Annotated in this window: 2 protein-coding genes; one reads left to right on the forward strand and one right to left on the reverse strand. The window is 43.2% G+C overall.

Annotated features, from left to right (window positions below; all coding sequences use genetic code 11):
• Positions 1-79: 79 nt before the first annotated feature.
• On the forward strand, positions 80-2,329 hold the full coding sequence (locus F6K13_RS27885; RefSeq protein ID WP_124143196.1) for a heavy metal translocating P-type ATPase: 2,250 nt from the start codon (positions 80-82) through the stop codon (positions 2,327-2,329).
• A 55-nt stretch (positions 2,330-2,384) separates the two neighbouring features.
• Here the strand turns inward: F6K13_RS27885 and F6K13_RS27890 are convergent.
• The coding region (locus F6K13_RS27890) for a zinc ribbon domain-containing protein (protein ID WP_287289118.1) at positions 2,385-2,571 on the reverse strand (187 nt) is incomplete at its 5' end.

Here is a 2,571-nt window from a genome sequence, read left to right on the forward strand (position 1 = left end):
TATTATCAATTATCCATTATCAATGATCAATTAATGAAGCCACATTCTCACCCGGAACCAAGAGAAATCAACTAAAACCATGCAAACTATCAAATCACAACAATCAGGGTCAAAATCAACAGTAACAGTCAAAACTCCCACAATATCATTAGTTCATGGCATTCCCGGAAGAGTCAGACTTCGCGTCATGCGCTTGAGTCTAGACAAAAACTATACTGACAATGTACAAACATTATTAGAATCAGATATCCACGTCAAACAAACTCGCATTAACCAAGCAGCAAGTTCGATCGCCATTAATTATCAGACCAAAGGCAAATCAGAAGCAGAAATACTAGACCATCTTATATCTCTAATAGAAAACGTCAATCGCTCTACCGTAACAGTTGTCAAAAAAAAAGTTAACTCCCAAACACCACCAGAAACAGAAGACGAAAATGAAGGAGAATGGTCAAGTTTAGTAATACCAGGTCTAGCAACCCTCTTAGCTTTCCTCGGCGGACCATTAAAATTACCAATTTCCCCACAACTGAGTTTTAGCGCCTTGGCCATTGCCGCCTTCCCAGTTGTCAAACGAGCGTTCCAGAGCTTATTAATCGAACATTGCCTGAATATAGACTGTCTCGACTTCCTCTCCCTAACCCTCGGTGCCATCCAAGGCAAAGTATTAACCCCCGCATTAGTATTAACTCTCCACGAATTGGGGGATGTGATACGCGAACAAACAGCCAGATCCACCGAACACCAAACTTCAGACCTATTAGACACCATCGGACGTTTTGCCTGGGTAGAAAGAGATGGAGAAGAACAACAAATACCAAGCGACCAAGTCAAACGAGGCGATACAGTCATAGTTTACCCAGGAGAACAAATACCAGTAGATGGAGAAGTCTTGCAAGGTGAAGCAGTCATTGACCAACAGCAACTCACCGGGGAGTCAATGCCAGTAGTAGGAAAATCAGGTATATTAGTCTATGCTTCGACTTTAGTACGTTCCGGTCAAATTTATATTCGAGCAGAAAGAGTCGGCAAACAAACTCGCGCTGCTGCTAGTATCGAACTATTACAAAAAGCTCCAGTACATGACACCAGAATGGCAAACTATGCCTCTCAAATGGCAGACAAATTAATTTTGCCGTCGTTGATATTAGCTGGCATTGTCTTAGCCACAACTCGCGACCCCAGTAGAGCTGCATCTATTCTCACCCTAGACTTTGTCACAGGAATTCGAGTATCAGTCCCCACCGCATTTTTGGGAGCGCTAAACCATACTACCAGACACGGTATTTTGGTTAGGAGTGGTCGTACTCTGGAAATGTTAGCGGAAATTGATACTATTGTTTTTGACAAAACTGGTACTTTGACTCAAGGTAATATTGCTGTGGTGGGAGTAGAAACAGTATCAGGACGAATGAGTGCTACAGAAGTTTTGGCTTTAGCAGCTTCTGCGGAACAACGTATTACTCATCCAGTGGCAGAGGCGATCGCCCGTTACGCTCAGGAACAAGGTGTGAATATTTATCCACGGGGTGAGTGGGACTATAAAGTAGGACTGGGTATTCAGGTAGATATTAATGGTCAGGATGTTTTGGTCGGCAGTGCTAAATTTTTGACTCAAGCAGGAGTAGATTTGGACTGCTTCTATGAAAATCATCCTTGTTTTCAGGAAAGTTGCGCCCATCCCGACCAAGAATGCCCAGTTTCTGAGTGGTTATCTTTGATTTATGTGGCCTGCAATGGCGAGTTTCAGGGGGCAATTCAATATAAAGACCCAGTGCGTCCGGAAAGTATGCCTCTGATTATGAGATTGCAACAAGAGTATGGTATGGAAGTACATTTACTGACTGGGGACAACGAAGTTAGGGCGAAGATGGTGGCCACAGAGTTGAAAATCCCAGAGTCTCAAGTTCATGCTGAGGCTTTTCCTGACCAAAAAGCTGCTATTGTTCGAGAATTGCGTCGCACCGGAAAAACTGTGGCTTTTGTGGGAGATGGGTTAAATGATTCTGTGGCTTTAGCTTATGCAGATGTGTCTGTTTCTTTTGAAAATGGTTCGGATGTAGCGAGGGAAACAGCAGATGTGGTGTTGATGAATAATAATTTATCTAGTTTGTTGGAGGCGATCGCTATTGCCAAGCAGACTAAGCATCTCATCGAACAAAATACTGTTATGGTAGTAGGGCCAAATTTGGTGGCTTTAGGGTTGGCCTCGACAGTGGGACTACATCCTCTCATTGCTACGGTTGTCCACAATGGCAGTGCGATCGCTGCTGGTTTAAATAGTTTGCGTCCCCTGGTGCAGCATCAGTTAGAAAGTGGTACATATTGACACTCTCACCGTTAAATCTGGTGATTATAACGGGAGATTCTTGTCTCGCAGATTCTTAACTAGGCAACAAATCAAATAAACTGAGTTGTACCCCCGTCAGACCATCTCCACAAGCTTTTTCTTTAACCGCGTGCCCCACGGCTATTAAACCTCTATTTCTGATTACTTTTGCAGCAGCTATATCACGATTTATTTCATAACCACAGTTGCTGCAATTATGTTTTCTATCAGAGAGTTTTTTC

It is taken from the genome of Okeania sp. SIO2B9 (assembly GCF_010672505.1).
Classification (GTDB): Bacteria; Cyanobacteriota; Cyanobacteriia; order Cyanobacteriales; family Microcoleaceae; genus Okeania; species Okeania hirsuta.